At 35.0% G+C, this 17,134-nt stretch carries 17 protein-coding genes; 11 read left to right on the top strand and 6 right to left on the bottom strand.

Annotation, left to right across the window (positions count from 1 at the left end):
• Positions 1 to 140 precede the first annotated feature (140 nt).
• The 9 genes from hpt to N4T20_RS01955 all read left to right on the top strand — a co-directional run bounded on the left by hpt (position 141) and on the right by N4T20_RS01955 (position 10,040).
• A complete protein-coding gene (hpt, locus tag N4T20_RS01995) occupies positions 141 to 671 on the top strand; it encodes a hypoxanthine phosphoribosyltransferase (RefSeq protein WP_260671461.1) in 531 nt (176 codons plus the stop codon).
• Between the two features lie 66 nt (positions 672 to 737).
• Positions 738 to 1,310 (top strand): adenylate kinase, encoded by a 573-nt coding sequence (locus tag N4T20_RS01990; RefSeq protein WP_260671460.1) that lies wholly within the window; start codon positions 738 to 740, stop codon positions 1,308 to 1,310.
• A 204-nt stretch (positions 1,311 to 1,514) separates the two neighbouring features.
• Positions 1,515 to 2,789: a hemolysin family protein gene (locus N4T20_RS01985; protein WP_260671459.1), complete on the top strand. Its 1,275-nt coding sequence runs from the start codon at positions 1,515 to 1,517 to the stop codon at positions 2,787 to 2,789.
• A gap of 101 nt (positions 2,790 to 2,890) precedes the next feature.
• Positions 2,891 to 3,892: a GTPase ObgE gene (gene obgE, locus N4T20_RS01980; RefSeq protein ID WP_008464249.1), complete on the top strand. Its 1,002-nt coding sequence runs from the start codon at positions 2,891 to 2,893 to the stop codon at positions 3,890 to 3,892.
• 174 nt (positions 3,893 to 4,066) lie between these two features.
• Positions 4,067 to 6,211: a S46 family peptidase gene (locus tag N4T20_RS01975; protein WP_260671458.1), complete on the top strand. Its 2,145-nt coding sequence runs from the start codon at positions 4,067 to 4,069 to the stop codon at positions 6,209 to 6,211.
• Positions 6,212 to 6,407: 196 nt separating this feature from the next.
• The gene (gene murC, locus N4T20_RS01970) at positions 6,408 to 7,763 is read left to right on the top strand and encodes a UDP-N-acetylmuramate--L-alanine ligase (protein ID WP_260671457.1); all 1,356 of its coding nucleotides are present in this window, start codon (positions 6,408 to 6,410) and stop codon (positions 7,761 to 7,763) included.
• Positions 7,764 to 7,896: 133 nt separating this feature from the next.
• Complete coding sequence (gene radC, locus N4T20_RS01965) at positions 7,897 to 8,586, top strand: RadC family protein (RefSeq protein WP_260671456.1); 690 nt, start codon at positions 7,897 to 7,899, stop codon at positions 8,584 to 8,586.
• 3 nt (positions 8,587 to 8,589) lie between these two features.
• Positions 8,590 to 9,276 carry a YjjG family noncanonical pyrimidine nucleotidase gene (locus tag N4T20_RS01960; RefSeq protein WP_260671455.1) on the top strand — a complete coding sequence of 229 codons (687 nt, stop codon included), beginning with the start codon at positions 8,590 to 8,592 and terminating at the stop codon, positions 9,274 to 9,276.
• Positions 9,277 to 9,278: 2 nt separating this feature from the next.
• On the top strand, positions 9,279 to 10,040 hold the full coding sequence (locus tag N4T20_RS01955) for a hypothetical protein (protein WP_409559632.1): 762 nt from the start codon (positions 9,279 to 9,281) through the stop codon (positions 10,038 to 10,040).
• A gap of 15 nt (positions 10,041 to 10,055) precedes the next feature.
• Here N4T20_RS01955 and N4T20_RS01950 read toward each other — a convergent pair whose 3' ends face one another.
• The gene (locus tag N4T20_RS01950) at positions 10,056 to 11,333 is read right to left on the bottom strand and encodes a replication-associated recombination protein A (RefSeq protein WP_260671453.1); all 1,278 of its coding nucleotides are present in this window, start codon (positions 11,331 to 11,333) and stop codon (positions 10,056 to 10,058) included.
• Between the two features lie 173 nt (positions 11,334 to 11,506).
• On the opposite strand from N4T20_RS01950, the gene N4T20_RS01945 reads away from it, so the two are divergent.
• Complete coding sequence (locus N4T20_RS01945; RefSeq protein WP_260671452.1) at positions 11,507 to 12,280, top strand: rhomboid family intramembrane serine protease; 774 nt, start codon at positions 11,507 to 11,509, stop codon at positions 12,278 to 12,280.
• A gap of 64 nt (positions 12,281 to 12,344) precedes the next feature.
• Positions 12,345 to 12,851 carry a hypothetical protein gene (locus N4T20_RS01940; protein ID WP_260671451.1) on the top strand — a complete coding sequence of 169 codons (507 nt, stop codon included), beginning with the start codon at positions 12,345 to 12,347 and terminating at the stop codon, positions 12,849 to 12,851.
• Position 12,852: 1 nt separating this feature from the next.
• Here the strand turns inward: N4T20_RS01940 and N4T20_RS01935 are convergent, their stop codons facing one another.
• From N4T20_RS01935 to N4T20_RS01915, 5 genes are all read right to left on the bottom strand, one after another.
• Positions 12,853 to 13,656 carry a DUF2490 domain-containing protein gene (locus N4T20_RS01935; RefSeq protein WP_260671450.1) on the bottom strand — a complete coding sequence of 268 codons (804 nt, stop codon included), beginning with the start codon at positions 13,654 to 13,656 and terminating at the stop codon, positions 12,853 to 12,855.
• 51 nt (positions 13,657 to 13,707) lie between these two features.
• Positions 13,708 to 14,442 (bottom strand): 23S rRNA (guanosine(2251)-2'-O)-methyltransferase RlmB, encoded by a 735-nt coding sequence (gene rlmB, locus N4T20_RS01930; protein WP_260671449.1) that lies wholly within the window; start codon positions 14,440 to 14,442, stop codon positions 13,708 to 13,710.
• Positions 14,443 to 14,531: 89 nt separating this feature from the next.
• Positions 14,532 to 14,951 carry a lipid-binding protein gene (locus N4T20_RS01925; protein ID WP_260671448.1) on the bottom strand — a complete coding sequence of 140 codons (420 nt, stop codon included), beginning with the start codon at positions 14,949 to 14,951 and terminating at the stop codon, positions 14,532 to 14,534.
• Positions 14,952 to 15,044: 93 nt separating this feature from the next.
• Complete coding sequence (locus N4T20_RS01920) at positions 15,045 to 15,680, bottom strand: DUF5011 domain-containing protein (protein ID WP_260671447.1); 636 nt, start codon at positions 15,678 to 15,680, stop codon at positions 15,045 to 15,047.
• Between the two features lie 13 nt (positions 15,681 to 15,693).
• The gene (locus N4T20_RS01915; RefSeq protein ID WP_260671446.1) at positions 15,694 to 17,130 is read right to left on the bottom strand and encodes a SusD/RagB family nutrient-binding outer membrane lipoprotein; all 1,437 of its coding nucleotides are present in this window, start codon (positions 17,128 to 17,130) and stop codon (positions 15,694 to 15,696) included.
• Positions 17,131 to 17,134: the final 4 nt, after the last annotated feature.

Below are 17,134 nucleotides of genomic sequence, written 5' to 3'. Positions count from 1 at the left end.
TCTTATAGCTTCAAAAAATAATTTGTAAACATTAACTGATATTTAACATTCCTAAAAAATATCTCGATTACTGTTTGTTTTGATAGAAGCTGTTAAGTTCTAATTCTTTATCTTTGTCCATTATTTTAAAAAGAAAAATAATGATACAACTTCACGATAAACAATTTGTTCCGTTTATTTCGGCTAAAGAAATTGATTTTGCTTTGACAAAAATGGTCGCTCAGGTAGAAGATGATTTTGGAGATGATACGCCAATTTTTATTGGAGTTCTGAATGGCGCTTTTATGGTGGTGTCAGATTTTCTGAAAAAGTATAAAAAGCCATGTGAGGTTTCATTTATCAAAATGGCGTCTTATGAAGGGACAGAAAGTTCTGAATCGGTTAAAGAATTAATCGGAATAAATCATGACTTGACAGGAAGAACAGTGATCGTTATAGAAGACATTGTTGATACCGGAAATACGGTAGAAGAATTAAAGCACTTGTTTAAAGCACAAAATGTGAAGCATTTTAAAATTGCGACTTTGTTCTTTAAGCCAGAAGCATACAAAAAAGATATAAAAATAGATTACATCGGAATTCGAATTCCGAATAAATTTATTGTTGGTTACGGTTTAGACTACGATGGTTTAGGAAGAAACTTAACCGAAATTTACAAATTAGCAGAATAACAAAACACAACTAAATATTCATTTAAAAACTTCTGAAAGACAGAAGTAACAACACTCATTTCAATTATGATTAACATCGTTTTATTTGGAAAGCCTGGTGCAGGAAAAGGAACTCAGGCAGAATTTTTAAAAGAGAAATACAATTTAACACACCTTTCGACAGGCGATATTTTTCGTTTCAATTTAAAAAATGATACTGAACTAGGAAAACAAGCAAGAGTTTTTATGGACAATGGAGAATTGGTTCCTTGCGAAGTAACAACTGCAATGTTAATTGATGAGGTGAAAAAACACCCAGGAAGCGCAGGATTTTTGTTCGACGGATATCCAAGAACTTTAGATCAGGCAGAAGCTTTAGACAAATTTTTACCAACAATCGGATCTAGCGTAACAGCAACAATCGCTTTAGAAGCTGATGATGAAATTTTGGTGAAACGTCTATTAGAAAGAGGAAAAACAAGCGGAAGAGCTGACGATCAGGACGAAGAAAAAATTCGTGTGAGATATCAGGAATACAATGAGAAAACAGCTCCTCTAATTGGATATTATAAAGAACAAAATAAGTTTCATGCTGTAGACGGTATCGGAACTATTGAACAAATTACAGAGCGCTTAACGTCAGTTATAGATAATTTGTAGAAGCTTTTTCCCCAGCTGCACGTGAAGTCCCGATATGCGTCGGGGCGCTAAAAAACTATTTTTCTAACTTTAGAATTATTTTTTCATTCGAATATGAAAATCAAGATTTTTGAGTTAGAAAAATTAGTTTTTTAACAGACAGCTATTTAGATTACGATTGCAAATTATTTTAACGAGACTATTTTATAACGAATCCACTATCAATTGGAAATACTAATTATATTTTTTCTAATTCTATTAAACGGAGTTTTCTCCATGTCTGAAATCGCCTTGATTTCGGCCCGTAAAAACAGGTTGGAAACAGCAGCGAAAAAAGGCAACAAAAGTGCTAAAACAGCACTGGACTTAGCCAATTCCCCAAATAAGTTTTTATCTACAGTACAAATCGGAATTACCTTAATCGGAATTTTGACGGGTATTTATTCTGGCGACAAAATAACGGCAGATGTTGAGCTTTTTGTTGCAGGATTTGCAGTTCTTAAACCTTATGCGCACTCGATCGCGGTAGGAATTGTGGTTGTAGTTTTAACTTTCTTCTCATTGGTTTTAGGAGAATTGCTTCCAAAACGAATTGGATTAAATTATCCGGAAGCAATTGCAAAAATGGTGGCAATGCCAATGAAAGTGATTTCGATTATTACGGCCCCATTTATTTGGCTGCTTACTTCGTCGACAGATTTTTTATTGAATGTTCTTCAAATAAAACCAACTGCTGACGGAAAAGTTACCGAAGAAGAAATTAAAGCTATCATTAAAGAAGGAACAGAGGTAGGTGAAGTTCAGGAAATTGAGCAGGATATTGTGGAACGCGTTTTCCATATTGGAGACCGAAAAGTAAATTCTTTAATGACACACCGCAAGTCGGTTGATATGTTGCCATTAAAAGCCGATAAAGAAAAAATTAAAGAACTTGTAGTTCAGGATCTTCATGCAGTTTATCCTGTTTATAATGATAATTACGACGATATTGTGGGAGTGGTAACACTTAAAAATATCTTTGCCAATATCGAAAAAGATAATTTCGATCTAGGGTCAATATTATCTGATGCGCCTTATTTAATGGAACAGACTACGGCCTATAAAGCCTTAGAAAATTTCAAAAAAACAGGTGTTCATTACGCTTTAGTTTCTGATGAATATGGTGTTTTTCAGGGTATGATTACTTTGAATGACATCTTAGAAGCTTTAGTGGGCGATGCCGCAGAATTTTATAAAGATGAATTCCAGCTTATCGAAAGAGAAGACGGCTCGTGGCTTGTTGACGGACATTATTCGTTACACGACTTTTTGACCTATTTTGAGTTGGATGAATTAACAAACGATTACGAAGTAAACACCGTAAGCGGAATGATTATGACCGAGCTGTCTCATATTCCAAAAGAAGGAGAAAAATTGGTTTGGCAGAAGTTCGTCCTTGAAGTGGTCGACATGGATGGCGTTAAGATTGATAAAGTGCTTGTAAAAGCGCTAAAAGAGTAGAGGAAAATTTGTTTCATGTTTCACGTTTTACGTTTCAAGTTAGGCAGCGCATAACCTGAAACCGGAATCCTGAAACTTGAGGCTTTACATAAACAAAGAAAATGACAGAAGGAAATTTTGTAGATTACGTTAAGATATATGTTTCTTCCGGAAAAGGAGGAAAAGGCTCTACGCATTTACATAGAGAGAAATTTATTGAAAAAGGAGGTCCAGACGGAGGAGACGGTGGTCGTGGAGGGCACGTGTATTTAGTTGGGAATAAAGGACTCTGGACATTATTTCATCTAAAGTTTGCGCGTCATATTAAGGCGGGGCACGGCGGAGATGGAGGTTCTGACAGAAGCACAGGTGCAGACGGAGAAGATAAAATCATTGAAGTGCCGCTAGGAACTGTTGTAAAAGACAAAGAAACTGGAGAGACACTTTTTGAAATTACAGAACATGGAGAGAAACAGATTCTGGCAAGAGGAGGAAAGGGAGGTTTAGGAAACTGGCATTTTAGAAGTTCGACAAATCAAACGCCTCGTTATGCGCAGCCAGGTTTGCTTGGTGTGGAAATGGACGTGATCCTAGAACTTAAAGTTTTGGCAGATGTTGGTTTGGTTGGTTTCCCGAATGCAGGAAAATCTACTTTATTGTCTGTTTTGACTTCTGCAAAGCCAAAAATTGCAGATTATCCGTTTACGACCTTAAAACCAAATTTAGGAATTGTGGCTTACAGAGATTTTCAATCTTTTGTAATTGCCGATATTCCTGGTATTATTGAAGGGGCAGCAGAAGGAAAAGGTTTAGGGCATTATTTCTTGCGTCATATTGAGCGTAATTCGACTTTGTTATTTTTAATTCCTGTTGACACGGCAGATATTAAAGCAGAATACGATATTTTGGTTAACGAATTGACCAAATACAATCCTGAAATGTTAGACAAAGAACGTCTTGTTGTAATCTCAAAATGCGATATGCTGGATGATGAATTGAAGGCTGAATTGAAAGCTGAATTAGACGTTTCTTTCAAAGATGTTCCTTATATGTTTATTTCATCTGTTGCGCAGCAAGGTTTGACAGATTTGAAAGACAGGCTTTGGAAAATGCTTAACGAATAATGAAACTTACTTAATTATCTAAAAGGTGTTCTGTTCTCAGGACACCTTTTTTGCTTAATGATGTTAAATTCGTAATAAACCGCTAAAAATATAGTATCATTTTTAATTTTAAGATTGTTTTGGTTGAGATAATTGTTAAAATGGCTTATATTCGCATCACTTAAACAAAATAACATGAAAAAAGTAATTTTATTCTTGACCATGTGCCTTATGGCTTTCCCAATGAGAGCCGATGAAGGAATGTGGTTTTTGATGTTTATCGAAAGATTGAACCATAGAGATATGGAAAAAATGGGCTTGCAATTGACAGCCGAGGAAATTTACAGCATTAATCACCATAGCTTAAAAGATGCAATTGTGCAATTTAATGGTGGTTGTACTGCAGAAATCGTTTCTAATAGCGGTTTGGTACTTACGAATCATCACTGCGGATATAGTGCGATTGCAGAACTTTCAACTGCAGAACAAAATCATTTGAAAAATGGTTTTTGGGCAAAAAGCCGTTCAGAAGAACTAAAACCTAAATCTTTGTTTGTTCGTTTCTTCGTTCGTATGGATGATGTTTCAAAAAGAATCTTGTCAAAAGTAAATGATACTATGACAGAAACGGAAAGAAACAAAGTTATTCAGCAAGAAATCGCTTTGATCGAAAAAGAAAACAGCGAAAACGGAAAGTATACAGTTTCTGTTCGTCCTTTCTTTCAAGGAAATGAATATTACTATTTTGTTTACCAAGATTACACAGACGTTCGTTTAGTAGGAACTCCTCCTGAAAGCGTTGGTAAATTTGGTGGGGATACAGATAACTGGGAGTGGCCGCGTCAAACTGGAGATTTCTCTATGTTTAGAGTGTATGCTGACAAAGACGGAAATCCAGCTGCATATTCTAAAGACAATGTGCCATTACAGCCAAAGCACTATTTGCCTGTAAGTTTAAAAGGAGTAAAAGAAAATGATTTTGCAATGATCTTAGGTTATCCAGGTAGAACAAACCGTTGGATGCCAGCTGGAGGAATTGAGCAAAACATTAAATATGCTTATCCTGCTTGGGTTGAAGGTGCAAAAACAGGAATGGATGTTATGAAAAAGTATATGGATAAAGATGCAACTGTTCGTTTACAGTACGCCTCTAAATATGCTTCGACTGCAAACTACTGGAAAAACCGTCAAGGTATGATCGATGCTTTAACAAAAGCTGGAACGGTTGATGCTAAAACTGAACAAGAAGATAAATTCTACGAGTGGGCAACTAAACCTGCAAACAAAGAGAAATATGAAAATGTAATTCCGACAATCAACGATTATTACAGAGAAACAAACTTAAAAGCACGTCATGATAATTATTTGACACAGCTTTTACGTACTTCTGCGTATGCAACTGGACCAGCTAATTTAGGAAATGCATTAATTGCTTACTATAAAGAAAATGATGCTAAAAAAGCTGAAATGCTTCCTAAAATCAATGCGTTGGTAGAAAGTATTTATGGAGATTTTTATGCGCCATTAGAAAAAGATGTTTTAACTGCTCAATTGAATTTATACGCTTCTAAAGCTGCTGAGTACGGACTTGCGCCAGAAATTGCAAAAATGAAAACGGCTAACAACGGCGATTTTACTGCAGATGTAGCAAAAGCAACTGAAATTAGTTATTTTACAACTAAAGAAAAAGTATTGGCATTTTTAGCAGATCCAAAACCATTGGCAATTGTACACGATCCGTTGTACATTATTTCTAATGATTTATTGACTAAATACCGTTCTAAAACTGACGATCAGGCAAAAGCAGATGATGGTTTTGCAGCCGCTTACCGTAAATTGGTAGAAGGTTTGAGAGAGTCTAAATTGAATGCAATTAAATACCCTGATGCAAATTCTACGTTGAGGTTAACTTACGGAAAAGTTCGCGCTTTACCTGCAGATCCTCGCAACGATGCTAAAATCAACAACTATACTACAATGGAAAGTATGGTTAAAAAATACAAAGCAGGAGATCAGGAATTTGACTTGCCAGCTCGTTTATTAGAATTGAACAAGAAAAAAGATTACGGACAATATGCTGATAAAGCAGGATATATGCCAGTAAATTTCTTGACAGATAACGATATTACAGGAGGAAACTCTGGTTCGCCAGTTCTTAACGGAAAAGGTGAGTTAATCGGTATTGCTTTTGATGGAAACATCGAAGCGATGGCTGGTGACGTAATTTTCGATTCTAAATTGCAGAGAACTATCAACGTTGATATTCGTTATGTGCTTTGGATTATTGACAAATACGCTGGAGCTAAAAATATCATCGACGAATTGACGATTGCAAAATAATCTTTTGTCTGATTATAAATATCAAACCCGACAGGTTTCTAAAACTTGTCGGGTTTTTTGTTGGATGCAATTATTTATCTTTAAAACCAAATGTGACATATTATATTTCCTTATTTTTGAAGAATAATTATGGAGTTTATAAGTTATTTGCCATTTCGATTAACCGATTAAACAGTTTAACGATTAAACATTTTAAATGAAAACACATTTCATCGCCATTGGCGGAAGTGCAATGCACAACCTAGCATTAGCATTACATAACAAAGGATATCAAGTTACAGGAAGTGATGATGCTATTTTTGAACCTTCAAAATCAAGATTAGAAAAAAAAGGAATTCTTCCGGCAGAATTGGGTTGGTTTCCAGAAAAAATAACTTCTGATATTGATGCTATTATTTTAGGAATGCACGCCAAAGCAGATAACCCTGAATTGCTGAAAGCGCAGGAATTAGGCCTGAAAATCTATTCTTATCCAGAATTTTTATATGAGCAGTCAAAAAATAAGACGCGTGTTGTAATCGGCGGTTCGCATGGAAAAACCACCATTACCTCAATGATACTTCATGTAATGCATTATCATAATATTGCAGTAGATTATATGGTAGGGGCTCAGTTGGAAGGATTTGATACAATGGTGCATCTTACAGAAGAAAACGATTTTATGGTTTTGGAAGGCGATGAGTATTTGTCTTCGCCAATTGACAGACGTCCGAAGTTTCATTTGTATCAGCCCAATATTGCTTTGATTTCTGGAATTGCTTGGGATCATATTAATGTTTTTCCAACGTACGAAAACTATGTGGAGCAGTTTGAAATTTTCATTGAAAAAATTACTAATGGAGGAATTTTGGTTTACAATGAAAATGATCCAGAAGTAAAACGTGTTTCTGAAGCAGCAACCAATCCGATTAGAAAAATTGCCTATTCGACTCCTGAATATACTGTAAGCGACGGCGTAACTTTATTGAAAACTCCGGAAGGCGATATGCCAATTGAAGTTTTTGGAGCGCATAACTTAAATAATCTTGCTGGAGCAAAATGGATCTGCCAGAATATGGGTGTAGACGAAGCCGATTTCTACGAAGCAATTGCGAGCTTTAAAGGAGCTTCTAAACGTTTAGAGAAAATCGCAGAAGGAAAAGGAAAAGTCGCTTATAAAGATTTTGCGCATTCGCCAAGTAAAGTGGCTGCGACGACAAAAGCGGTTAAAGAGCAGTATCCTAACAGAACTTTGGTAGCTTGTTTAGAATTGCATACTTATAGCAGCTTAAATGCTGAATTTTTGAAAGAATATGAAGGCGCTTTAGAATATGCTGATGTTGCTGTTGTTTTTTACTCGCCAGATGCTGTAAAAATTAAGCAGCTTGAAGAAGTGACTTACGAACAGATTGCTACAGCGTTCAACAGAAAAGATTTAATCATTTATACCAATCCAGCAGAATTTAAAGAATATTTATTCAACTTAAATTTAGATAATTCGGCTCTTTTATTAATGAGTTCAGGAAATTATGGAGGACTAAATTTTGATGAAGTAAAAAGTCTGATTAATTAAAAAAAATAGTCAATTAGATAATTAGCCGATTGTTTATTCAATCGGCTTTTTTTTGTTGTTTAGAAAAATCGACTTAAATTTTTGAAAGATTTTTCTTCTTTTTTAAATATCTTCGCTTCTTAAAAATTTTACTATGGAAGGAGGGCATTTCGCTATAAAAAATTGGTCTGATGATGACAAACCTCGCGAAAAATTAATGCTTAAAGGAAAAGAGGCTTTGAGTGATGCCGAATTGTTGGCTATCTTAATTGGTTCGGGAAGCCGTAATGAATCTGCTGTTGCATTGAGCCAGCGCATACTAGCTAGTGTAGGAGGATTAAATTCTTTAGCAAAATTATCTATTGCACAATTAATGAAGTTTAAAGGAATAGGAGAGGCAAAGGCTGTTACAATTGTCGCTGCTTTAGAATTGTGCGCAAGACGGAGATCGGAAAAAGCGGTGGAAATGACTAAAATAACGTCTAGTAAAAAGGCTTTTGAACTGATGCATCCAATAATAGGAGATTTGCCTCATGAAGAATTTTGGGTGCTTTTTCTTAATAATTCAAATAAGGTTATTTCTAAATCCCAATTGAGCAAAGGAGGAATTGCAGGTACAACTGTTGATGTTAGATTGATTTTTAAATTAGCTTTCGAAAAATCTGCTACAGCCTTGATTTTGTGTCATAACCATCCCTCCGGAAATTTGAAACCTAGTGATGCCGATAGGCAAATTACGAGAAAGATTCGGGAGGCAGGAAATAAGTTAGATGTTAAAGTTTTAGATCATATTATTATTACTGAATCAAAATATTATAGTTTTGTAGATGAAGGAATTTTTTAATGCATGAACACCAATATTACCGACATCTTTTTTGACTTAGATCATACGCTTTGGGATTTTGATAAAAATTCAGAAATGGCTTTTGATCGCATTTTCAAAACTAAGTATCAAGAAATCGTTACTCAAGATTTTATTAAAGAATATATTCCGATCAATCAGGAATGCTGGAGATTGTATCAGAATGATAAAATTACACATCAGGAACTGCGCTACAACCGTTTGAAGTTCTCTTTTGATGCTTTAAATTATGTGATTTCAGAGGAGAATATTTTGGAAATCGCTAATGATTATATCGAGTTTCTTACCGATAACAATTATCTTTTTGATGGAGCAATCGAAGTTTTGGAATATTTAAAACCAAAATATAAACTTCACATTATTACCAACGGATTTGCACACGTGCAGGAAAAGAAAATTAATAATGCATCGCTTGGAGGATATTTCAGCACGATTACAAATTCTGAGTTGGCTGGGGTTAAAAAGCCAAATAGTATTATATTTGATTATGCGTTAAAATTGGCCAACACTTCAAAAGAAAGCAGTATTATGATCGGAGACGATTTTGAGGCTGATGTAAATGGAGCTTTAAATGCGGGTCTAGATGCTATCTTCTTTAATGAGAAAAAAATGGACGTTTCAGAAAACTATAAACAAATTAACCATTTATTAGAACTAAAAAAATATTTATAATGATGAGAATTAAATTTTTACTTGCTGCAATTTTATGTTCAGTTGTTGGATTTGCGCAGTCTATTAATGATTACAAAGCTGTAATTGTACCTTTAAAGTATGATTTTATAAAAACAGATAATCAATATCGTTTGGCTACATTAAGTAAATCAAATTTAGTAAAAGCCGGTTTTGAAGCTTTTTACACAAACGAACAGCTTCCTGATGGATATACAGACCGATGCCAAGTTTTATATATGAATGTGGTAAGAGATAATGCTTTCTTGGTAACTAAACTTATTGTAGAATTGAAAGATTGTTTCGGTCAAGTCGTTTACACTTCAGAAGTTGGAAAAAGTAGAGAGAAAGACTATGAGTTAGCTTATAAAGAAGCATTAGAGAATGCTTTTAAGTCTATTTATGCTTTGCATTATAAATATAGCGGTACACCAGTTGCGACTTCAAAAACACCAGCTCCTGCAAAAGCTGCTGTGGCAACAACTGCAGCTACTACTGTTGCAGCAACTCAAATTGTTGCAGCATCTACTCCAGACTTAAAAGATCCAAATTTATTATATGCTCAGCCAACAGAATCTGGCTACCAATTAATCGATAAAACGCCAAAGGTGGTGATGAAGCTTTTTAAAACTTCTGAGCCAAATGTTTACATCGCAACCAAAGATAATGTTCAAGGTTCTTTGATTTTAAAACAAGACGGGCAATGGTATTTTGAATCTTATCAGAATGATAAATTAGTTTCAGAAAAAATTGTAGTTAAATTCTAATATACAAAATACGGTTTAATAACCGTATTTATCTTTCCAACGGTTCTTTAAAAATTCGCGGGTACTGTTCTCTCTAGAATTGTTTCCAGGATTGTAAAGAACCGTTTTTGTTATTGCATCTGGAAGAAATTCTTGTTCTGCAAAATTATTAGCATAATCATGCGAGTATTTATATTCATCTCCATAACCTAGCTCTTTCATTAATTTGGTAGGCGCATTTCGCAAATGAAGAGGAACAGGCAGGTCACCAGTCTGTTTAACCAATTGCTGTGCGTTTCCGATTGCCATATACGATGCATTGCTTTTTGGAGAAGTTGCTAAATAAATAGCGCATTGGCTTAATATGATTCGGCTTTCTGGGTATCCGATGGTGGTAACAGCCTGAAAAGTATTGTTGGCCATAATAAGTGCCGTCGGATTAGCATTGCCAATATCTTCACTTGCAAGAATTAGCATTCTTCTGGCAATAAATTTTACATCTTCACCGCCTTCTATCATTCTGGCCAGCCAGTAAACAGCTCCATTAGGATCACTGCCGCGAATTGATTTAATAAAAGCAGAAATGATATCGTAATGCTGTTCGCCAGTTTTGTCATAAAGCACCGTATTTTGCTGTACAAGTTCTAAAACGCGATCGTTCGTGATCGTAATTTCGTCACCTGCTGAAGCATTAATCACAAGCTCAAATACATTTAAAAGCTTTCTTCCATCTCCTCCAGAGATTCGTAAAAGGGCTTCTGTTTCTTTTAAATCTATTTTTTTGGTCAATAAATAAGCGTCAGTTTTCATTGCGCGCTTTAAAAGAGCTTCTAAATCGGCTTTTGTAAAGGCATTTAATATATAAACCTGGCAACGTGACAATAATGCAGGAATCACTTCAAAACTCGGGTTTTCGGTTGTAGCGCCGACCAATGTTATCCAGCCTTTTTCGACTGCAGCTAAAAGCGAGTCTTGCTGTGATTTGCTAAATCGATGAATCTCATCAATAAACAGAATGGGGTTTTTAGCAGTAAAAAGTCCGCCGCTTTGTTTTGCTTTATCAATAACATCGCGAATGTCTTTTACACCAGAGTTTATGGCACTTAGAATATAAAAAGGCCTTTTGGATTCTTGAGCAATGATTTGCGCCAATGTCGTTTTTCCTGTGCCAGGAGGACCCCAGAAAATCAATGAAGGAATTATTCCTTTTGAAATCTGCTGTGTTAAAGAACCAGTTGGGCCAACCAAATGCTGCTGGCTGATATAATCTTCTAATTTCTGCGGACGAATACGCTCTGCTAAAGGTGCTTCCATATCACAAAATTACTATTTTAAGATTTAAATTTCATTCATTCAAAAGTTAAAACAGTTTGCAGAAAGAAGGATTGTTCCGATTTGAGACAATTTGGTGTTCTCGTATGACAAAATATCAGTAAAATATTTTTGGATAGTTTTTTGAGTTCTTTTAAATGTTATTTTGTAAAAATATGAGCGACACTAATTTTAAGTTTTCAAATTCGGTTATTGGGCTTCCATTGTTGTTTGTCCTTTTTTTATGGATTATATATTGGCTTCAAATTCGCTTTGATTTTGATTTTTATCGATATGGCATTTACCCAAGAGATGTAATTGGCTTGCGTGGCGTTTTGTTTAGTCCTTTTATTCATGAAAATTTAGATCATTTATATAATAACAGCATTCCGCTTGTGATACTATTGGCGGCTATGCAGTTTTTTTATCCAAAGCAAACTTTAGGAGTGGTTGGTTACGGAATTGTATTTTCTGGATTAATCACTTGGGTTGTCGGGAGAGAAAATTTCCACATTGGCGCCAGCGGATTAATTTATGTTCTCGTAAGTTTTATTTTTTTTAAGGGCATTCAGATCAAATATTACAGATTGGTAGCATTGTCACTAACCGTAATTTTGCTGTATGGCGGAATGATATGGTATGTTTTTCCAGATGTAGATCAGTCGATTTCTTGGGAAGGGCATTTGGCGGGACTCATTACCGGTTTTGTCCTGACTTTGTTTTATAAAGCGCCCGAATACGCAAAACCGATTGTATATGATTGGCAGCGTCCAGACTTTGATCCGAGCAATGATCCTTTCATGAAACATTTTGATGAAAACGGAAATTTTGTTCCGCTTTCCCATGAAGAGGAAGAAGAGCAAATCGAATATTTTTTTTCTAGCCATCCAGTAAATTATATTATAACCCAAAAAGCTGTATTGGAAGAAGATGAGCAAGAAGAAAGCTGATCATTGATTTTCTTTGAAATAAAAAGACTAAATTTGTTAGATAACGATTTAACTATTGGGCATTATGAAGAAAATGAAGTTTTTAGTTTTGTTCCTGTGTTTTGTTTTTAATGCAAAAGGAATTGCTCAATGTGATATAAAAAATAGGGTACAGGCCGATGGAAGCATGATTTACTATTTTGAGCCTGCCGTGTTTTATACTACAAAATCAAAATCGCTGAAAATTAATATTGTTACTGATAAAGAAAATTACTATGTCGCACTGCAACCCACGCCATTTCCCGAAAAAAAAGTAGGAAAAAAAATTAAAGACGACTTAATAATTCATCTAGCTGACAATAAAACATATAAACTAGTGCATTACGATACGCAATATCGACGTAACGATTCTATAATGCAGGTTCTTTATCTGATTGACAATAAAGACATCGAAGCTTTTTCTGCTTATGAAGCTGTTAGTGCAGAAATCAATATGAAGGGAACTGAGTTTGTGCGAAGCTATAATTTTAAGCTTCATAAAAGTGCTATTGTAGATCAGCTGAAGTGCTTTTTAAAGAAAGACGAAAAGTAGTTTATTCTTCGTCTTTTATTTCGGGATGATTTTTCGCTTCGATTTTCTTTTTGAGATTTCGAATAAGATTATTGAAAGTTATGGTAAGTGAAGCTGCATTGGTGGTTTGATTTCCTTTGTTTCGCGGTAGGTATTCATTGCAATAAGTTAGTTCGACCTGAATATCATCTGAAAACAGATAACCCGCGCCAATATTTAGCCGATTCCGATCAAAAAAACTTTCGCCTGTAATTTTTGCGCCAGATTTCAAATAAATTTCATCTGATGCAATTGCGTAGACAACACTGCTTCTTAAGAATTTACTGTTAATAGGTTGTATGTATTTAATTTGTTGGCGATACCTAAAAACATTTTCATAATCATCGTCTTCATTCTGCATATGGCGAAATTCAGTACGCACCCTTGTGCTTAAAGTGTAGCCTGTTTTATGAAAATAATATATGCCTTGAAGCGCAAAGCGCCATTCGGGAGATTCGAACTGGCCAATTTCTGGGACATCTCTATTGTTGAAATAAGCGATAAAAGCTGAAAATTTCCATCTTGGAGAGAAGTAATAATGCCCCCAACCTCTAATAGATCTTTGGATAGTGTTTTCGAATAAGTTTGGCGATGACGCTGTGCTACTATATGCTGCAGCATAATCTATTTCAGTAGCCCATTTTTTGCTTAAAGTTTGGTTGAACTGAATTTCATTCCAAAACTGATTGTATGTAGTATTTTGTCCGTAGCTGTTTGTAATCAATAAAATTACAAACAGGCATCGGAATAGTATAATTTTTGGTTTTGAATTAGATTTTGAAAGCATTAATTAAAGGTATTTAATTATTTCATTCGCATCTCAATCTTTCAATGTATTTTAAGTTCTTTGTCGAACAGCTTCATATAAGAAAGCACCACACGCAACAGATACGTTTAAAGATCCTATTGATCCAAACATTGGCAGTTTTGCTTTTTCATCCACTATTTTTAAAACTGAAGGGTTTATGCCTCGGTCTTCAGATCCCATAATGATTGCTAATGGTTCTGCCAATGATATATCATATATGTTTTGATCTGTTTTTTCAGTTGCGGCCACTGTTTTGATTCCAGAGCCTTGCAGGTAAAAAATAGCGTCTTTTATGTGTTCGACTTTACAAATTGGCACATTAAATACCGCACCTGCAGATGTTTTAACGGTGTCTCCATTAACTGGGGCAGAACCTGCTTTTTGTACAATGATTCCGTTTACGCCAGTACATTCTGCTGTTCTAATAATCGCGCCAAAATTTCTAGCATCTGATATCTGATCTAAGATAAGAAAAAGAGGTTTTGCGCCAGACTCGATTGTAGATTCAACTAGATGTTCTAAATCGATAAAGCCAATAGGAGAGATGGTTGCTACAGCACCTTGATGATTGTTTGGAGTTAAGCGATTTAGTTTTTCTACAGGTACATAAGAAAAGTTAACGTTTGCACGTTTCATTACCTTCATTAAATCTTTCATAAGTTCACCAGAAATCTCTTTCTGTATGAAAACTTTATCTACTTCTTTTCCTGCCTGAATTGCTTCTATTATGGCTCTAATGCCAAATATTTGATGTTCTTTTTCCATTGGACAAATATAGGTATAATGTTATATAAAAAAAAACCACCCCAAATGAATGGGATGGTTTAATATTAAAGTACCTAGATTAAAAAATCTTAGTATTCGTCTTCTAAGAAACCAGTTCTTCTATGACCTTCGTAAGTATAGATAACTCCTGGCTCAGTGCTAAACTCAGCTTTAAAAGAGATTTTGTCAACTGTATGTCCACCAAGAGATGTAGCAGCATTTTTTTCTACTTTACCAGCTGTAATAGTTACAGTTTTAGCATTGTATGAGTTAGCTGCAGCAGTTGCAGAAAAAGTATTATCACTATTAAAAGTAACTTTAACTTTGAATCTCTTAAGACCAGCAGTATTATGATCATCTAACCATAAAGTGTTATCATTGGCAGCAGTGTTGTAAGTAGAAAACAAAGCGTGATCAATAATTACTGCTCCAGCTGGATTAGTAGTTGAAACATACCAGTCACCTGCAAGAAATTCTGCTGATGTTCCTCCTGGATTTGTGTCTCCCACTTCGTCACAAGCTACGAATGACGTAAGTACAAGGATCGCTACAAGTACACGTGTTATATTTAGTTTTAATTTTTTCATTTTAATATTTTTAAATTATCGTGTAAATACTCTTTCAGCTGTACCAAATACTGCTGAAGCATAAATAACCCATTTCCAGTTGTTTTTGTCTGTTATGGTTCCAATATTACTTTCCGCAGAAATTCCTGATTTAGAAGTATTTTCAGCATACGGTGCGTAAATCTGTTTGTCATCTATGTTGTAGAATTCCAATGTAATAAAGTCATTAGCAACGTTGTAACCTGTAGCATTATCACAAATGTACTTTCTGTCAGCTAATCTTTTAACGTTATTAACATTCGCGCCTCTAGTAAATGCACCTTCTAGGTTGATTGTACTAGGCTTATTGCTTAATACAACAACTGTACGTGTTACAGTAGCAGGAAATCCATCACTGTTTAAAGCTGAATAGTTAATTTTGTATACAGTTGGTTTACTTGTGTCTACAGAACCGCTAGTTTTTACTTCTAAAGGCTTTCCGTTTGCTTCTGCATCAACACCTTTTTCAGTATAAGTATCTCCCTGTGTTAGTACAACAAGTGCATCTCCATGCATAGTTAAGTTTGGATAGTAGGTAACTTTCGAAACATTCGCAGTTGAATCACCATCACAAGCAGTAAATAATAATCCTGAAGTTAGGACTACCATTAGTTGTATAAATATTTTTTTCATGATCTAATTTTTATTAGTTAACATCCCACCAAACTTTGTCAGTGATAAGTTTCGCTGCCGGTGCATTTGGATTTCTTGTTGTTACAACGTTTGGTAATACAATTCTTCTTGGGAATACGTTACCAGTTTTAGTTTCAACTGCAATTGCCAATTGTCCAGGAATATATAATTCGCTTGATTGTTTAACAGCAGATTCTTTTGGGTATCCTGTTCTGTTTTGCTCTAAGAATGACTCGTAACCATTTCCAGGGAAACTTGCAATCCATTTTTGAGTAATGATAGCTTCAATTTGAGCATCAGTTCCTGTTGCAGGGAATGCATAAACTCCATTTACGAAAGTTGCAGCATCTGTTGCAGATTGTCCAAATCTTACTAATGCAGCAGTTACACCAGCATCATATTTAGCTTTTGCACCAGCACCATTATAGTATCTTGTAAGAGCTTCAGCTTGCAAGAAGTAACTTTCTTCTTTACTGATGAAGAAAACAGGTGTTAATGGGCTTAATTGAACTAAAGATAAGTTTGGTACTGAAGTATTATTCCAGTCACCTTGGTTGTTAGGATTTCCAGGTTGTGCATAGTATTTAGCTAAACGTGGGTCACCTTTAAGTGATAGGTAAGAAAACATAGTTTTACTAGCTCTTAAGTTTAAAGTAGTATTTAACTGTCTTCTGTCAGACTCATAAAGAGGGTTACTTCTATCAGCAGCATCTTCGAATTGAGTCATAGCAGCATCAACATCTAAGAATTGTGCTCCAGAATTAATTAAAGAAGTGATTCCAGACTGAGCAAGAGTTGGGTTAACCGCAGTTAATCTCATGTGTAATTTTAACAATAGAGTATTTCCAAATTTTGTCCATTTTTCCATATCTCCATTGAAGATGAAATCATCTTTACCTGGTTTATCTCCTACAGAAGCACTTAAATCTTTTGATAAAGCTAATTTCAAATCAGCAATCATTAAATCGTAAGTTTCTTTTCCTGTATTGAATTTAGGCTGTAAAATGTTAACATTGTTAGCTTCAGCATAAGGGATATCATCGTATAAATCTGTTAAAACTTGTGAACCTTCAACTTCAAGGATTGTTGCCATTAAGTAATAGTTCCAGTTTCCTTCTTTTAAAGATTGAGCTTTTACTACTCTAATATCGTTTAATGCATCATACATAGCAGTGTAAGCTGCTGCGTAATTGTTTGCTCCAATACTGTAGCTATCAATATCTCTATATTGGTTAGAAGTTGGGTTTTGTGTCCAGAATTGAGACCAAAAACCACCGATTATAGCGTAGTATGATCCTTGTGCACCTGCAAGACCTGCAATACCAGCAGGAAATATTGTGCTATTTGCTTGTCCAGGAGGCAATGCATCCGGGTCTCTGTTAATGTCAAATGTTTCATCACATGACACTAATAAGAAAAGAGCTGTTATTAATGTTGCTATCTTTTTCATTTTT

The sequence above is a fragment of the Flavobacterium sp. TR2 genome, from assembly GCF_025252405.1.
Taxonomy (GTDB): Bacteria; Bacteroidota; Bacteroidia; order Flavobacteriales; family Flavobacteriaceae; genus Flavobacterium.
Note: the sequence above shows the minus strand (reverse complement) of the source record. Positions and strands in the feature narration are given on the sequence as shown.

Coding starts and splice junctions, on each gene's coding strand:
- hpt (WP_260671461.1), top strand. CDS start 141: ATGATACAACTTCACGATAAACAATTTGTTCCGTTTATTTCGGCTAAA.
- N4T20_RS01990 (WP_260671460.1), top strand. CDS start 738: ATGATTAACATCGTTTTATTTGGAAAGCCTGGTGCAGGAAAAGGAACT.
- obgE (WP_008464249.1), top strand. CDS start 2,891: ATGACAGAAGGAAATTTTGTAGATTACGTTAAGATATATGTTTCTTCC.
- N4T20_RS01975 (WP_260671458.1), top strand. CDS start 4,067: ATGAAAAAAGTAATTTTATTCTTGACCATGTGCCTTATGGCTTTCCCA.
- murC (WP_260671457.1), top strand. CDS start 6,408: ATGAAAACACATTTCATCGCCATTGGCGGAAGTGCAATGCACAACCTA.
- radC (WP_260671456.1), top strand. CDS start 7,897: ATGGAAGGAGGGCATTTCGCTATAAAAAATTGGTCTGATGATGACAAA.
- N4T20_RS01960 (WP_260671455.1), top strand. CDS start 8,590: ATGAACACCAATATTACCGACATCTTTTTTGACTTAGATCATACGCTT.
- N4T20_RS01955 (WP_409559632.1), top strand. CDS start 9,279: ATGAGAATTAAATTTTTACTTGCTGCAATTTTATGTTCAGTTGTTGGA.
- N4T20_RS01950 (WP_260671453.1), bottom strand. CDS start 11,333: ATGGAAGCACCTTTAGCAGAGCGTATTCGTCCGCAGAAATTAGAAGAT.
- N4T20_RS01945 (WP_260671452.1), top strand. CDS start 11,507: ATGAGCGACACTAATTTTAAGTTTTCAAATTCGGTTATTGGGCTTCCA.
- N4T20_RS01940 (WP_260671451.1), top strand. CDS start 12,345: ATGAAGAAAATGAAGTTTTTAGTTTTGTTCCTGTGTTTTGTTTTTAAT.
- N4T20_RS01935 (WP_260671450.1), bottom strand. CDS start 13,656: ATGCTTTCAAAATCTAATTCAAAACCAAAAATTATACTATTCCGATGC.
- rlmB (WP_260671449.1), bottom strand. CDS start 14,442: ATGGAAAAAGAACATCAAATATTTGGCATTAGAGCCATAATAGAAGCA.
- N4T20_RS01920 (WP_260671447.1), bottom strand. CDS start 15,680: ATGAAAAAAATATTTATACAACTAATGGTAGTCCTAACTTCAGGATTA.
- N4T20_RS01915 (WP_260671446.1), bottom strand. CDS start 17,130: ATGAAAAAGATAGCAACATTAATAACAGCTCTTTTCTTATTAGTGTCA.